This is a genomic window from Hyphomicrobiales bacterium (genome assembly GCA_017642935.1).
Lineage (GTDB): Bacteria > Pseudomonadota > Alphaproteobacteria > Rhizobiales > MH13 > MH13.
This window is the reverse complement of sequence record JAEPOK010000002.1, coordinates 310639-323745: the sequence shown is the minus strand read 5'-3', so window position 1 is coordinate 323745 and position 13107 is coordinate 310639. Positions and strand designations below refer to the sequence as shown.

The window sequence follows — 13107 nt, the reverse complement described above, 5'->3', positions numbered from 1 at the left end:
ATGATCGAAAGCCCACAATCCTTCATCGTCTCAACCGAATGCCAGAAGGCGGCCGAGCGGCACGGCTTTCGGCGTCGGCTTGAAGAGGACAACGGATGGACGGCATTTCAGTCGACGACAGCGCAGGGAACAATTTGGCTAGCCTCAAGAGGGGCGTCAGGTCCTTGGTTCCTGGCGCTTGACCATGGCGGTGTGATCGAGGAGATCCGCCTGAATCTAGTGCCGGTCGACGGTCCGGGCCTCGCTCGTTTCCAATTTGAGGATCTTCGCGAGCTATACGAGGTTCTTCCGCAGGTTTACGGGCTGGCGGCGAGTTTGCCGGATAGGCCGCTGCGCACCTTTCAGACAAAAGTCAGGGACCTTCCACGCTCGACAGAGGCGGAGCGCCTGGTCGTTCAGCGCATCGGACAGAACATCTTTAGAGAGAGCCTAATGGACTACTGGCAAGGCCGTTGTCCTTTGACGGGAATAACAGACCCCGCACTGCTTCGCGCTTCACACATCGTTCCCTGGAGCGAATGCGAAAGCGATGCAGATCGACTTGACGTCCACAACGGCTTGTTGCTGTCGGCCCTCTGGGATGCCGCATTTGACCGAGGGCTTGTAACGTTTGGAGACGATGGAACGCCGGAGTTTTCTCCCAACCTTAGCGAGCGTGGACGTGATGAACTGCGATGGCATTCGCAAATTCCGCTTACAGATGACCACCGATCGAGACTGGCGCAACACCGCGCGCGAATTAAGGCCAAGTCTTAAATCGCAACTGCCTCGTCGTTGGGTTCACGCCTCTCTGCTTGCGCCAAGAAACGATCCAAGGCCTGTGTTCTGGATGTTCGATCCAACGCATAGGCGGTTTGCTTGAACTCGTTTCCCTCGAGCAATCCATTTATGTAACCGGCGATTGTGTCGGCCGCCATGATGAGTACGCTATCGAGGGAGTGGATATACTTGCTCGTGATTGAGTGGGTCGCATGGCCAAGAAGCGTGGCGATTGTGCTCTCGGTAAACCCGAGATCGTTCGCGATGCTAGCAAAGCTGTGTCTCAAGACGTGAGCTGTGAGGTCTGACAGTTCGGAATCGCCGAACATCTTCCGCCATTGCCTTGGCAGGCCGCCATAGGTATCCGCCCCACGTTTGCCCGGAAAGACGAAATCGCTCGTCGCTGTCTTGCGACGGGCTTCCAGCAACTCGATTGCCGGCAAACCAATTGGTCGGACGGAAGCGCCTTCTTTCGAGTCTTCCAAGCGCAAACAGCTGTTCTCAAAATCCACTTCGCTCCATTTCAGGGCGATGACCTCACCGCGGCGGCAACCAGTTAGAGCTAGGAGGCGGGTGATCCCGACAGTCCAAGCAAGGTCGGCGTTTTCCTCCGCTTCTTTCAACATTCGTCCAAGTTTGTGATACTCGTCCTTGCTCAACCTGCGATCTCTCACTTGATCCTTGGGCTTCCTTATCCCGTGAGCAACATTGTGTTCGATGATCCCCATGCTGATCGCATAAGTGAGCATCGAGCCGGTGAGACCTACGCATTTGCTGGCCGTGCCTCGGCCGCCGCGCAGGACGGATTTGCCACGCTTCTTCGTTTTCTTAACCGCCTTAGTCTTCCCGGCGATGACGTCGTTCATCATTTTCGTCACATCGGCCTTGGTCAGATCCTGAACGCGGCGCTGTCCTATGAGGGGTATTATGTGGCCACGCAGCTGGCCTTTGTTCACGTAGATCGTCGATGGTCGCTTAGGGCGACCGCCTTTGCCCATGATAAGGCCCGCGTCCATCGCTTCGATGTAGCGTTCGGCAAGTTCACTGACAGTAATCGCGTTGCGATCTGCCTGCCTGGCCTCCGCCGGATTCTCGCCTTGTGCGATTTTGCCAAGTTGGACTTTTGCTTCCTTCCGCGCCGTATCCGGCGTCCAGATGCCATGAAGGCCGATACTATAGCGGCGCGATCGACCGGCAGCCCGGTATTGGAGAACATAGCTGCGCTTTCCTGACTTGAAGACACGCAGCCCGAAGCCGGGCAGTTCGTCATCCCAGATGACGTAATCCATTTCTCGGACTTCGGCGGCGTCCACGACGCGCTTGGTGAGTTTTGGCATGAGAAGTCGCACCTTTCCGGCCGGTCCCGCGTAAGCACTGCGTAAGCAGTAGGGCGGAAATCGCGACCTGTATTCGGATAGAGACTTCGGCGGAGCGCTTCAGAAAAACAACGTCTTTCAACGCATTATCGCATAAAGACGTGCTCTATCGCATGTTTCGGATAGGTGCTATTAATTCCTCCGAAGGCAGAGGTCAGAGGTTCGAATCCTCTCGGGTGCGCCATAGCCAATCGCCTGAGATTGGCGGAACAAGCGACAGGTGATTGCGAAGCGATCGCCGAGAGCGACAACTGTAAAAGTCGGACCTTTCCCAGCGCGTGCACCATCGCTTGCGATCGCGGCGCCTTGTTCCCGCACGATGGCTTTGACATGATTGCGGCCGAACCGGAGACTGCACCATGAACATTGGCGAAGCGGCAGAGCGCACGCAGCTGCCGCCAAAAACCATCCGTTATTACGAGGAAATCGGCCTTGTTCGTCCAGGTCGCGCCGACAATGGCTATCGCGACTACGCCGAAAAGGACGTGCATCGCCTGGCCTTTTTGCAGCGGGCGCGCGGTCTGGGGTTCACGATCGATGAGTGTCGCCAGCTTCTTTCCCTCTACGACGACACCCACCGGGCGAGCTGCGACGTCAAAGCGCTGACCTTGGAAAAGATCAGCGAGATCGACACCAAGCTCGCCGAGATGCAGGCCTTGCGCGCCACGCTTGCGACCTTGGCAGAGACCTGCGCGGGCGACGATCGTCCCGATTGTCCAATCCTCAACGATATGGCTGGCCAGTCCCAAGCCTAGCACCTGGCGCCCTTGTCTTCGCTTGTGCCGCGCAACCGTGACGGTCATCACAGAGTGGTGTCGATCTACCGACTAGCGTGCCCTTGACCTTAGGGCCATAGCGGCCATCAATCGGCACTTCTGCTTTCAGATTTGGTTGATCAGACCGACGGCGAAATGAGCCTTGCCACCACGCTGAATGTCCAGGCTCGATTGACCTTCCTAGGTGGACTGGCAATCCACGAAGATGTGGCGCGCAAGGGATTGGCTCTCGATGGCGCCGAAGTATGCTTGCTCCGCGATCGGCTCAACCTCACGTCAGCGTTTGCCCAGGGCGCGAATAGGACCGAACAGGACGGTACAGAACTTCGACTCACCAGTATCGCCGGCGATGGTCACTCGCGGCGCCACGACCCGCAAGCCGCCAGTCTCTTTTGGTATCTCCACATTGATGGGCTAATGGCCAAGGGCAGCCGCGATGTGGAGATCACCCCGCAGGCCTTGGCGGTCCGCCGGATGTACCAGCCTGGATCAGCGATCAGCTTGGCGGCAACAATTTGACCGACTGGATCTCTGATTCGACGGTTCGGCAATACGCTGAGCAGCTGGCTGAGAGCGGGCGTAACCACGTCGCTGGGCAGGTGCGCGACTATGCTGGACGTGGGTTCAATGAAGTGTCCGACGCGCTGCAGCGGCATGGCCTTGGCGGCGGACGCGGCACCGAGGGTGGATCACCCACCACAACGGGCTTCAGCGCGGCCATGCAGCAGGTGGTAGAAGGGTTGTAGGAGCGTCCTGTTCCGTTACGGCACGGGCGCTGTTGACGGTCTGAACGGTCCATCAAGGTGAACGAGGCTTTATCACGGGCACTTGCTGCGCGCTGAGCGCAGCGAAGCCGTGGGGGCCATCAACCGTGCATCGTTCACTTTTTTCGCTTGCGCTGGCTGCTTCAGCCTGCCTGTCGACGCCAGCGCTCGCTGCTGACCAGCTCGCCTACCAACAGGCCGCACCCCAGCCGACAATCGTGCGCGATGGACCGCCACGCTGGACGGGGTTCTACTCCGGGGTGCATGCCGGACTTGGCTTTGTTGACAGCTGGGACAATGTCGACGGTTTGCTGGAAGACAAACAAAGCTTCTTGGGCGGTGTCCACGCCGGCGGATCGCTGCAGGTGAGCAACGTCGTGCTGGGCATCGAGGGTGATGCGTCGCTGACCAACTTCACCCGCCCGCGGGTCGGCGTAACATCGCTGGAAATTTCCATTCCCTGGTCCGCTTCGGTACGCGGCCGAGTCGGCTACGCTTTCGGGCATCTTCTGATCTACGGAACCGGCGGCCTCGCGGTGGCCGGTGTCGAAACGACCTCGGCGACGGCGAGCTCATCGGACACGCGCTACGGCCACGTGATCGGTGCTGGCGTGGAGTGGGGCCTAACGCGCAACATTGCCCTGGGCGGAGAGCTTCTGCGCTACGACTTTTCCAAGGAAAACCTAACTCTCGGCGCGTCGTTTCAAAGCGAGCACAGCCAAGACGTGGTGCGCGCACGACTGTCTTATCGCTATTAGCTGCTGAGCCTAAGCCAAAGCCTCTTTCAGCGTGTGCCAGCTGGCTTTGGGCGTGCGGTCGAGGGTCTCGAAATCGACATGCACCAGGCCAAACCGTTTTTCGTAGCCAAGCGCCCATTCGTAATTGTCGAGCAGCGACCAGATCGTGTAACCGCGCACATCGATTCCTTCGGCGAGTGCCTGTATTACGCGGTCGAGATGATCTGATAGGTATCTGATGCGCTGATCGTCCTGCACCACCTTCTCCCCATCTGCGCCATCTTTGAGTACATCGTAGGACGCCAAACCGTTCTCGGTCACGTAGATCGGCAGATCGGTGTAGCTTGCCGTGTGTCGCAGGAAGTGCAGCAGGCCGTCGGGATAAATTTCCCAGTCCATCGCCGTTTTTTCCAGCGGCCCATCGCGCTCTTCCAGAAACGGAAACTGGTCGGACCCGTCCGGGCCGATCAGCTTGCGCGTGTAGTAATTGATGCCGACCCAATCGAGCGGCTGGGCAATCGTCTCAAAATCATCCTGCCAGCCCTCGGGCATATGCGGGCCCAGATGGGCCAGCACATCGTCCGGATAGGCCTTTTTGAAGATGCCGCCGAGAAACCAGCGATTGTAGAAACCGTCATAAAGCTGTGCGAGCTCTTGCGCGCGCTCGCTCTCGTCGACCGGCTGGGCATATTCATGGTTCATCACCGCGCCGAGCCCGGACATCCCCAGAGCGCGCATCGCCTGTGTCGCCTTGCCATGGGCGAGCAGCACGTGATGCATCGCGCGGGCCGCGGCGCGGATGTCGCGCAGGCCAGGCGCGTGATGGCCCATGAAGTGCGAAAGCCAAGCCACACACCAGGGCTCGTTGATCGGCGCGGTCCTATGCATACGGTCACCGATGCGACCCATGATGCAGGTGGCAAAATTGGCAAACCGGTCGGCGATGTCGCGATTGCGCCACCCCCCTTGGTCGGCGAGCGGCGAGGGAAGTTCCCAATGGTAGAGCGTGGCCATCGGCTTGATGCCGCGTTCCAGCATCCCGTCCACCAACCGGTCATAAAAGTCCAGGCCTTCAGGGTTAGGCGTCACGCCATCAGGCATCACCCGCGCCCAACTGGTGGAGAACCGATAGGCGTCGAGATTGGCACCGGCCACCAAGTCAAGATCATCGGCCCATCGGTGATAGTGGTCGCACGCAACCGCACCGTTCTCGCCGCGCACCACATTGCCCGGCGTTGCGGCGAACGTGTCCCAATGTGTTTGGCCGGCGCCGCCAAAGCGGTGACCTTCGATCTGATAAGCCGATGTGGCGGTGCCAAATACAAAACCGTCGGGAAAATCAGCGCGGGCGTGCGGAAAGGTCATGGGTGAAGCGTCCTTGCGCGTCGGGTGGGCAAAACCACGCTGCCCATAGGGCGCCCAAGGTCCAAACGCAAACAAAACCGGGCGCCGCTAGGCGATCAACAGTTGAAACCGCTTTGGCGCTTGGCGGCGTTTCTTTCCCAAAGGGAAGAGGGCGCAGCTTTTGTTTCGCGCAAATCGCTTGACAGAATGAGGAAGGAACGGTGATGGTGAGCTAACCTATTCCGGAAGCGCTTTCAGTGCGCCTGAATGGGCGGGATTTAAAGCCGGACATTAGACCCGGCACAAAGGGAGAGACCAATGAAAAAACTGCTTCTTGCAGGTGTGGCCCTGTCCGTGATGGGCGCAACATCAGCATCGGCACAAGACCTGACCTTTGCACCGGGTTCCGGCGACTTCAGCTGGGGCGGTTACGAAGAATTCTCAGCGTCTGCCGACTTTTCCGGCGAACAGCTCACCGTCTTCGGCCCATGGCTTGGTCCTGACCAAGCTGTTGTAGAGAGCGTTCTGGCTTACTTCGCGGCAGCGACCGGTGCTGATGTGCGTTATGTCGGTTCCGACAGTTTTGAGCAGCAGATCATGGTGGACGCCGAAGCCGGCTCTGCCCCGAACGTTGCTGTGTTCCCGCAGCCCGGCCTTGCTTCCGACATGGCCTCGCGTGGTTTCTTGACACCTTTGGCTGATGGCACCGGCGAATGGATCCGCGAGAACTATGCCGCCGGTCAGTCCTGGGTTGATCTGGGCACCTATGCCGACGCCAGCGGCGAGGATAATCTCTTCGGCTTCTTCTACAAAGTCGATGTGAAATCGTTGGTTTGGTACTCGCCGGAAAACTTCGAAGATGCCGGCTACGAAGTGCCCGAAACCATGGAAGAGCTCAAAGAGCTGACCGACCAGATGGTCGCCGATGGTGAGACTCCTTGGTGCATCGGTCTGGGTTCAGGCGGCGCAACCGGCTGGCCGGCAACCGACTGGGTGGAAGACATGCTTCTGCGCACCCAGACACCGGACGTCTACGACCAGTGGGTGAGCAACGAAATTCCGTTCGATGATGAGCGCATCGTCGCTGCCATTGAAGAGTTCGGCTACTTCGCCCGCAACGATGATTATGTTGCTGGTGGTGCTGGCGCCGTTGCCTCCACCGACTTCCGCGACAGCCCGCAGGGTCTCTTCGACTCCCCGCCGCAGTGCTACATGCATCGCCAGGCTTCGTTCATCCCGGCCTTCTTCCCTGATGGCACCGAAGTGGGTGAAGACGTCGATTTCTTCTACTTCCCAGCGTATGAAGAAGCCGATCTCGGTTCGCCGGTTCTCGGCGCAGGCACGCTGTGGGCGATCACCAACGACTCGCCTGCTGCCCACGGTCTGATCGAATTCATGCAGACGCCGATCGCGCACGAAGTATGGATGGCCCAAGGCGGCTTCCTCACACCGCACACCGGCGTGAACACCGATGTGTTCGTCGACCCGACCGTTGCCAAGATGAACGACATTCTTCTCTCGGCGACCACCTTCCGCTTCGACGGATCGGACCTGATGCCAGGTGGTGTCGGCGCTGGTTCGTTCTGGACCGGCATGGTTGACTATGCCGGCGGCGACGACGCGGCGGCGGTTGCTGCTGAAATCCAGGCTTCCTGGGAAGCGCTGCAATAAGACAGCGCGCCGAGCCTAAGGCTCGCTAACGCCTGACGCATTTGGACTGCCCGGCGGCATCAATCCGCCGCTGGGCAGCCCCCATAAGAACCAAAAATCAAAAGGGGAGGGGGAGCCATGAATCCGGCCATTCAGGGTCTGATCACGATCATTGTCGGGGTAGGCGGCTGCGTCGCTTACTTCTATTTCTCCAACCAATTTCTGGACAAAGTCATCTTCCCGGCGACGGGCAAGAATGCTGGGCGCAATATATCGCGCGCCAATATGGTCCGGCCTTGGTTGTTTCTGTTTCCGGCGATTTTCGCGCTGGGGCTTTATCTCGCCTATCCGGTCGTGGAGACGCTGCGGCTCTCTCTGACGGATCGCGACGCCGGCGGCGCTTTCGTCGGCCTTGCCAACTATAATCAGATGTTCAGCGAGCCGAAATTCTGGGAAGCGCTGACCAACAACTTCCTCTGGCTCTTGGTCGTGCCGGCTTTTTCGACGGCCTTTGGGCTGCTCGCCGCACAGCTGACCGATCGCCTCGCCTGGGGGAACATTGCCAAATCGCTGATCTTCATGCCGATGGCGATCTCTTTCGTTGGTGCCGCAGTGATCTTCCGACTGATTTACGTCGCCCGGCCTGAAGAACAGGCGCAGATCGGTGTGCTCAACGCGGTCTGGCTACAGTTTGACGGCGGCTCGGGCAGCTTCATCATGTTGAAGCTTCTGCCCGCGATCATCCTGCTCTGTTTCGCCGGACTCTGCCTTTACGTCGCCTATCTGTTGGTGAAACCCTATTTCACCGGTGGCAAGACCGGCGGCATCCTCATGCAGCTGCTCCGGCTCATCTTCGTGGTCGGCGGCGCGTTTTTGGCGTTTCAGGCCTTGGGCGCCACGCTGAACCTGTTCGGCGCTGAACTGCCCTATGGCGAACCGCAGCAATGGCTCACCATCCCGTTCTACAACAACTTCTTCTTGATGATTGTTCTGATCTGGATCCAGACCGGCTTTGCGATGGTCATCTTGTCGGCGGCCTTGCGCGGTATTCCTGAGGAGACCGTTGAGGCGGCTATCGTCGATGGCGCCAACCCGTTTGAGGTTTTCTTCAAAATCAAGGTGCCGCAGATCATGGGCACCATCGTGGTGGTCTGGACGACGATCACGCTGGTCGTCTTGAAGATCTTCGACATCGTTTTCGCCATGACCAACGGTCAATGGGAAACGCAGGTTCTTGCCAACTACATGTTCGACAAGCTGTTCCGCGCCAATGATTGGGGCGTTGGATCGGCGAGTGCCATCATCATTATGTTGCTCGTCAGTCCGATCCTCATTTGGAACGTCTACAACGCCCGTAAGGAGATGCGCTGATGGCCGCTATTGCCGGAACCAAATCGAGCCTTACCTGGGCCGTTCAACTCTCCACCCTTGCACTCGTGCTCTTGTGGATTTTCCCAACCGTCGGCCTGCTTGTTTCATCCTTCCGCACGGTCGACCAGATCAACTCGTCCGGCTGGTGGGCCTCGCTCACCGCCGCTGAGCAAAACGTGGTTTTCCGCACCGCTGATCCCGATGAGAACCGGGTCGCCGGCGGCGCTGATGGCACTACATTTTTGGTTGCTGGCAATGTTTTTGATGACGAAGCATCAGGAGCCACCATTGGCGCATGGGGCGTGTCGTCCCGTGCGATCGACACGTACCAGGCGGGCGACACCGCCGACCTCGGCGATGGTGAAACCATCACCGTCGACGCTGAAGGCAACTATGCCTGGAGCGGCAATGACGAGCAAATCTCTGGTCGCGGTCAACGCATCTTCGCGACCATTACCGCGCCACCTGACTTCACGCTGGACAATTATGAGCAGGTTCTCCTGTCAGGCGACAGCACCGACTCCATGGCCAAAGCGTTCTTCAACACGCTGACCGTCACCATTCCGGCAACGATCATCCCGATCGTCGTTGCAGCCTTTGCCGCCTATGCGCTGGCCTGGATGGATTTTCCCGGCCGTGCGCTGCTGATCGCCATGGTCGTGGCGCTGCTCGTGGTGCCGTTGCAACTGGCGCTGATCCCGCTGCTCCGCCTGCATTTGGAGATCGGTATTGGCAAGGGGTATCTCGGCACCTGGCTTGCCCATACCGGCTTCGGGCTGCCCTTGGCGATCTATCTCTTACGCAACTACATGGTGGGTCTGCCCAAGGACATCATTGAGAACGCCAAAGTGGATGGCGCGACGGATTTCCAGATCTTCACCAAGATCATTCTGCCGCTGTCCTTCCCGGCGCTCGCCAGTTTCGCCATCTTCCAGTTCCTCTGGACCTGGAATGACCTGCTCGTCGCCAAGGTGTTCCTGATCGACGCAACGGGTGAAACCACGGTGATGACCAACCAGATCGTGGAGCTCTTGGGCACACGTGGCGGCAATTGGGAAATTCTCGCGACGGCTGCCTTTGTCAGTATCGCCGTTCCGCTCGTGGTGTTCTTTGCGATGCAGAAATATCTCGTCCGCGGGCTACTCGCCGGTTCGGTCAAATAATAGCCGGCGGCGAGGAAGCCGCCGGCAATAAGTCCCAAGCGCGCTCACTGAGCGTTTGCGTAACAAACGATAAGAAAGTTTCAGGGGGAAGAGTACCATGGCATCGCTACTCTTAAAGGACGTCGCCAAATCCTACGGCAAGGTTGAAGTCCTCAAGAATATCGACCTCGATATCAAGACCGGCGAACTCATCGTGTTCGTTGGTCCATCGGGCTGCGGCAAGTCCACGCTGCTGCGGATGATCGCTGGGCTGGAAAGCATCACCGGCGGTGATTTCTACATTGACGACGAGCGCATGAACGAAGTGCCGCCATCCAAGCGCGGCATTGCGATGGTTTTCCAGTCCTACGCGCTCTATCCGCACATGACGGTCTACGACAACATGGCGTTCGCGTTGACCCTTGCCAAAATGCCCAAGGATGAGATCGACCAGCGCGTCCAAAAGGCTGCCAACATCCTTCAACTTGGCGAGTATCTGGAACGCTTGCCCAAGGCCTTGTCTGGTGGTCAGCGCCAGCGCGTTGCCATCGGTCGCTCCATCGTCCGGGACCCGAAGGTCTATCTCTTCGATGAGCCGCTCTCCAACCTCGACGCGGCCCTGCGTGTCGACACCCGCATTGAGATCGCGCAGCTCAAAGAGGACATGCCAAATTCGACCATGATCTACGTGACCCACGATCAGGTCGAGGCCATGACGCTGGCTACACGCATCGTTGTGCTCAACAACGTCACGCACACCATCGGTCAGGTTGGCACGCCGCTGGAGCTTTATGAGAAACCCCGCAACACCTTCGTTGCCCAGTTCATCGGCTCGCCGAAAATGAACCTGATGAGCGCCAAGGTGATCAGCGGTGGCGACAGCACGACCATCAAGCTCGACCATGGCGAGGAAGTTGTGGTGCCGATCAAGACCGATGCGTCAGCCGGCGAAACCGTGTCCTTCGGCATCCGCCCGGAAGATTTTGTCGTGGCCCAGGAAGGCGACCCGGTCATCTATTCCGGCGAAGCGCTTTACTCCGAACGCTTGGGCGAGGTGACGGTTGTGTACCTTAAGCCTGCCGCGCAAGGCGAAGCTTCCATCATCGCCAAGATCCCTGGCATTGCCCATGTGAAAAAGGGAGAAACGCTGAACCTCACTGGCGCGTTCGACAAGATGCACCTGTTCGACGCGGACGGTCACAGCTTCCTCTACAAATAAGCGCGAACGTGGCGCGTGGCGTTGCCCGGCGATGAGCAGCTAGACGCCACGCTCTGATACATCATGTGACCGTGATAAGGCCTGCCCCAACTTGCGCTGAGCCGCGCAGGGGCCTAAGGCGGGCGTGATGACCGCATCCGACCCCATGTCTGGTACCAAGTCTGGCACTATGCCTGGCACAGCGTCTGCGCCGACGCGCATATCCGTCGCCAGCGATGACGGCCAGAAGGTCTTGCAGCGTCTGCTGCTCGACACCGGCAAACGCTATGTCGGGCGCTATGCGTTAGCGTTCTTCTTCATGGCCGTCGCGGCGGCGGCCACGGCTCTCACCGCCTACATGATGCGCGACCTCATCAATGAGGTCTTCATCAACCGTTCGCGCGAATGGCTGATCTTTATCGGCACGGCGGTGGTGGTGATTTACCTCGCCAAGGGCGCGTCGATGTATTTCCAGATGGTCATCATGGCCCGCATCGGCAATTCGATTGTCGCCGATGTACAGAACCGCATGTTCAAGCGGCTCCTGGAAGAGGATGTCGGCTTCGTTCAGGGTCAGCCTTCGGCGGAAATTGCCGCCGTCTTCGCCAACAATGCCAACGCCGCCCGCCAAGTCCTCAATCTCATTGTCACCGGCGCCGGACGCGATGTGCTGTCGCTGATTGGCTTGTTGATCGTCATGATCATCCAAGACCCGATCATGTCGCTCTCGATGATCGTGGCCCTGCCGATCATGGCCTTCCTGATCGAGAAAATGATGGGTCGCGTGCGCCGCATTGCCAAGCGCCAGGTCTCGCTAACCGCCGAGATAGGCAACTATGTACGCGAAACCGCCCAAGGTTTCCGGATCGTCAAAGCCTTCCGCATGGAAGACGAACTCGGCGGACGCATCGGCGGCACCATCGATGATTTGCGCAAGACTGCCGACAAGATCGCCATCTATCAGGCCCGGCCGGTGCCGCTGGTTGAAACCATGGGCGGCATCGCGGTCGCCATCGTCATTTTTTATGGCGGTTACCGGGTTATCGAACAGGGCCAGTCTCCGGGCGAGTTCTTCTCCTTCGTCACGGCCTTGCTGCTCGCCTACGAGCCAGCTCGCAAGCTCGCCAATCTGCGCGTTCCGCTGGAAGCCGGCCTAGTCGGCGTGCGTATGATGTATGGCTTCCTCGACCGTCCGCCATCGAAGCGTGAGGCCGGCACTGGCAAGCCCTTTGCGCTTGAGAAAGGGCAGATCACCTTCGATCAGGTGAGCTTCGGCTACCATCCTGGCGGGGACGCTGTCCTGCAGGGGCTGATCTTCACCGCACCTGCCGGCAAGACCACGGCGCTGGTCGGTGCGTCGGGCGCCGGCAAATCCACTGTCATGGCGATGGTGCTAAGGTTCTGGGATCCAGACGGTGGGCAAATCACCATCGATGGGCAGGACCTGAAAACCCTCTCGTCGTCTTCCTTGCGCGCGTCCATGGCCTATGTCGGGCAGGATGCGTATCTGTTCGATGGTACGGTGGCCGACAATATTCGTGCTGGTCTGCCGGATATCGACCAATCCACTATCGAAGAAGCCGCGCGCCGGGCAGAAGCCCACACCTTCATTACTGCGCTGCCGCACGGCTATGAGACGCCGGTGGGCGAACTTGGCTCCTTGCTGTCAGGCGGTCAGCGCCAGCGGATCGCCATCGCCCGGGCTTTCTTGCGCGACGCGCCGATCCTGTTGCTCGACGAACCGACCTCGGCACTCGATGCGCATTCTGAAGACGCAATCCAGGCGACGCTGGCCCGGCTTTCCGAAGGCCGCACGACGCTGGTCATCGCCCATCGGCTCTCCACCGTGCGCGGCGCTGATCAGATCATCGCGATGGAACAGGGCCGCGCCGTCGAGCAGGGTACCCATGACGAGCTCATGGCCCATGGCGGTCATTACGCCGCGCTGCACGATCTTCAGTTCGGCACCAGCCGGCTGACGGCTTAGCCA

The 13107-nt window shown here is 59.2% G+C and carries 12 protein-coding genes; 10 read left to right on the top strand and 2 right to left on the bottom strand.

The features are described 5' to 3' along the window. Positions 1-756: an HNH endonuclease gene (locus JJ917_10920; protein ID MBO6699332.1), complete on the top strand. Its 756-nt coding sequence runs from the start codon at positions 1-3 to the stop codon at positions 754-756. Here the strand turns inward: JJ917_10920 and JJ917_10915 are convergent. Next, positions 753-2096, bottom strand: coding sequence for a tyrosine-type recombinase/integrase (locus tag JJ917_10915; GenBank protein MBO6699331.1), 1344 nt, complete (start codon positions 2094-2096; stop codon positions 753-755). The two genes, JJ917_10920 and JJ917_10915, sit on opposite strands and share 4 nt — an antisense overlap. 398 nt (positions 2097-2494) lie before the next feature. On the opposite strand from JJ917_10915, the gene cueR reads away from it, so the two are divergent. From cueR to JJ917_10895, 4 genes are all read left to right on the top strand, one after another. After that, positions 2495-2890, top strand: a complete 396-nt coding sequence (gene cueR / locus JJ917_10910) for a Cu(I)-responsive transcriptional regulator (protein ID MBO6699330.1) — start codon at positions 2495-2497, stop codon at positions 2888-2890. Positions 2891-3046: 156 nt separating this feature from the next. Next, positions 3047-3430: a hypothetical protein gene (locus JJ917_10905; protein ID MBO6699329.1), complete on the top strand. Its 384-nt coding sequence runs from the start codon at positions 3047-3049 to the stop codon at positions 3428-3430. Further along, entirely contained in the window at positions 3427-3657 is a 231-nt protein-coding gene (locus JJ917_10900; protein ID MBO6699328.1) for a hypothetical protein, read from the top strand. Before JJ917_10905 ends, JJ917_10900 begins: the two co-directional genes overlap by 4 nt. 125 nt (positions 3658-3782) lie before the next feature. Continuing rightward, positions 3783-4433 carry a porin family protein gene (locus JJ917_10895; GenBank protein MBO6699327.1) on the top strand — a complete coding sequence of 217 codons (651 nt, stop codon included), beginning with the start codon at positions 3783-3785 and terminating at the stop codon, positions 4431-4433. A gap of 9 nt (positions 4434-4442) precedes the next feature. On the opposite strand, the gene JJ917_10890 is transcribed toward JJ917_10895, so the two are convergent. After that, the gene (locus JJ917_10890) at positions 4443-5777 is read right to left on the bottom strand and encodes a beta-glucosidase (protein ID MBO6699326.1); all 1335 of its coding nucleotides are present in this window, start codon (positions 5775-5777) and stop codon (positions 4443-4445) included. Between the two features lie 297 nt (positions 5778-6074). Here JJ917_10890 and JJ917_10885 point away from each other — a divergent pair, with 297 nt between their 5' ends. The 5 genes from JJ917_10885 (at position 6075) to JJ917_10865 (ending at position 13104) form a co-directional block, all read left to right on the top strand. Beyond that, positions 6075-7427, top strand: coding sequence for a carbohydrate ABC transporter substrate-binding protein (locus tag JJ917_10885; protein ID MBO6699325.1), 1353 nt, complete (start codon positions 6075-6077; stop codon positions 7425-7427). A 117-nt stretch (positions 7428-7544) separates the two neighbouring features. Next, positions 7545-8777 carry an ABC transporter permease subunit gene (locus JJ917_10880; GenBank protein MBO6699324.1) on the top strand — a complete coding sequence of 411 codons (1233 nt, stop codon included), beginning with the start codon at positions 7545-7547 and terminating at the stop codon, positions 8775-8777. Continuing rightward, positions 8777-9940: a carbohydrate ABC transporter permease gene (locus JJ917_10875; GenBank protein ID MBO6699323.1), complete on the top strand. Its 1164-nt coding sequence runs from the start codon at positions 8777-8779 to the stop codon at positions 9938-9940. The genes JJ917_10880 and JJ917_10875 overlap by 1 nt, the downstream gene beginning before the upstream one ends. 97 nt (positions 9941-10037) lie before the next feature. Further along, positions 10038-11138, top strand: a complete 1101-nt coding sequence (ugpC, locus tag JJ917_10870) for a sn-glycerol-3-phosphate ABC transporter ATP-binding protein UgpC (protein MBO6699322.1) — start codon at positions 10038-10040, stop codon at positions 11136-11138. A 127-nt stretch (positions 11139-11265) separates the two neighbouring features. Then, the gene (locus JJ917_10865; GenBank protein MBO6699321.1) at positions 11266-13104 is read left to right on the top strand and encodes an ABC transporter ATP-binding protein; all 1839 of its coding nucleotides are present in this window, start codon (positions 11266-11268) and stop codon (positions 13102-13104) included. Positions 13105-13107 lie beyond the last annotated feature (3 nt).

Coding starts and splice junctions, on each gene's coding strand:
- JJ917_10920 (MBO6699332.1), top strand. CDS start 1: ATGATCGAAAGCCCACAATCCTTCATCGTCTCAACCGAATGCCAGAAG.
- JJ917_10915 (MBO6699331.1), bottom strand. CDS start 2,096: ATGCCAAAACTCACCAAGCGCGTCGTGGACGCCGCCGAAGTCCGAGAA.
- cueR (MBO6699330.1), top strand. CDS start 2,495: ATGAACATTGGCGAAGCGGCAGAGCGCACGCAGCTGCCGCCAAAAACC.
- JJ917_10905 (MBO6699329.1), top strand. CDS start 3,047: ATGAGCCTTGCCACCACGCTGAATGTCCAGGCTCGATTGACCTTCCTA.
- JJ917_10890 (MBO6699326.1), bottom strand. CDS start 5,777: ATGACCTTTCCGCACGCCCGCGCTGATTTTCCCGACGGTTTTGTATTT.
- JJ917_10885 (MBO6699325.1), top strand. CDS start 6,075: ATGAAAAAACTGCTTCTTGCAGGTGTGGCCCTGTCCGTGATGGGCGCA.
- JJ917_10880 (MBO6699324.1), top strand. CDS start 7,545: ATGAATCCGGCCATTCAGGGTCTGATCACGATCATTGTCGGGGTAGGC.
- JJ917_10875 (MBO6699323.1), top strand. CDS start 8,777: ATGGCCGCTATTGCCGGAACCAAATCGAGCCTTACCTGGGCCGTTCAA.
- ugpC (MBO6699322.1), top strand. CDS start 10,038: ATGGCATCGCTACTCTTAAAGGACGTCGCCAAATCCTACGGCAAGGTT.
- JJ917_10865 (MBO6699321.1), top strand. CDS start 11,266: ATGACCGCATCCGACCCCATGTCTGGTACCAAGTCTGGCACTATGCCT.